Genomic DNA, 1,875 nt, shown 5'->3' with positions numbered 1-1,875 from the left:
AATCTTTATTATTAAGACAACAAATTAATTATCAGACAATTTATGTAGGTACTTCGCAGAAAAGCATTTTTATATAAATAAGTAAGGAGGTGATCCAACCGCAGGTTCCCCTACGGTTACCTTGTTACGACTTCACCCCAGTTATGAATCACAAAGTGGTAAGTGCCCTCCGAAAGGTTAAGCTACCCACTTCTTTTGCAATCCACTTCCATGGTGTGACGGGCGGTGTGTACAAGGCCCGGGAACGTATTCACCGTAGCATTCTGATCTACGATTACTAGCGATTCCGACTTCATGGAGTCGAGTTGCAGACTCCAATCCGGACTAAGACATATTTTGTGAGTTTGGCTTGCTCTTGCGAGATTGCTTCTCTTTGTATATGCCATTGTAGCACGTGTGTAGCCCTACCCATAAGGGCCATGATGACTTGACGTCGTCCTCACCTTCCTCCGGTTTATCACCGGCAGTATCCTTTGAGTTCCCGACTAAATTCGCTGGTAACAAAGGAAAAGGGTTACGCTCGTTGCGGGACTTAACCCAACATTTCACAACACGAGCTGACGACAGCCATGCAGCACCTGTCTCAGCGTTCCCGAAGGCACCCAAGTATTTCACTTAGTTCGCTGGATGTCAAGGGTAGGTAAGGTTTTTCGCGTTGCATCGAATTAAACCACATGCTCCACCGCTTGTGCGGGCCCCCGTCAATTCATTTGAGTTTTAACCTTGCGGTCGTACTCCCCAGGCGGTCGACTTAACGCGTTAGCTACGAAGGCCACATCTTAAAGACACAACTTTCAAGTCGACATCGTTTACGGCGTGGACTACCAGGGTATCTAATCCTGTTTGCTCCCCACGCTTTCGCACCTGAGCGTCAGTTTTCATCCAGAGAGCCGCCTTCGCCACTGATATTCCTCCAGATCTCTACGCATTTCACCGCTACACCTGGAATTCTGCTCTCCTCTATGAAACTCAAGTCTATCAGTTTCAAATGCAGTTCCTAAGTTAAGCTTAGGGATTTCACATCTGACTTAATAAACCGCCTACGTGCTCTTTACGCCCAGTAATTCCGATTAACGCTCGCACCCTCCGTATTACCGCGGCTGCTGGCACGGAGTTAGCCGGTGCTTCTTCTGTAGGTAACGTCAATCAACATAGGTTTTAACTAAATTGCCTTCTTCCCTACTGAAAGTACTTTACAACCCGAAGGCCTTCTTCATACACGCGGCATAGCTGCATCAGGCTTTCGCCCATTGTGCAATATTCCCCACTGCTGCCTCCCGTAGGAGTCTGGACCGTGTCTCAGTTCCAGTGTGGCTGGTTATCCTCTCAGACCAGCTAAGGATCGTTGCCTAGGTGAGCCATTACCCCACCTACTAGCTAATCCCATCTGGGTTCATCCGATGGCATGAGGCCTTATAAAAAGGTCCCCCACTTTGGTTTTTCAACATTATGCGGTATTAGCCATCGTTTCCAATGGTTATCCCCCTCCGTCGGGCAGATCCCCAGATATTACTCACCCGTTCGCCACTCGTCACCTAAAGAGTAAACCCTTTTGTGTTACCGTTCGACTTGCATGTGTTAGGCTTGCCGCCAGCGTTCAATCTGAGCCATGATCAAACTCTTCAATTTAAAATCTAGAAATATTTTTCTACAGATTAAACTTAATAACTAAATGTTTATTCAGTAGATATTTAAAAAAATAAAAGATTAATGCTAATTCTGCAAATACCCACATGAATTGTCTGATAAATTGTTAAAGAGCTTTGTTAATAATAATTATAATAATTCGTTATGCTAACTCTGTTGACCTTATTAGTCAAGTTTTTCTTGTCTAAATATACTGATTAATTATAAATATCTTGACTATATTATAAT

The 1,875-nt window shown here is 44.4% G+C and carries 1 rRNA gene; it reads right to left on the bottom strand.

Annotated features, from left to right (window positions below):
• Positions 1 to 82: 82 nt before the first annotated feature.
• A 16S ribosomal RNA gene (locus tag CRV09_RS03625) occupies positions 83 to 1,629 on the bottom strand.
• Between the last annotated feature and the right edge of the window lie 246 nt (positions 1,630 to 1,875).

The sequence above is a fragment of the Candidatus Pantoea edessiphila genome (assembly GCF_002933345.1).
Lineage (GTDB): Bacteria > Pseudomonadota > Gammaproteobacteria > Enterobacterales > Enterobacteriaceae > Pantoea_C.
The sequence above is the reverse complement of the archived record's forward strand: the minus strand, read 5'-3'. Positions and strand labels throughout refer to the sequence as shown.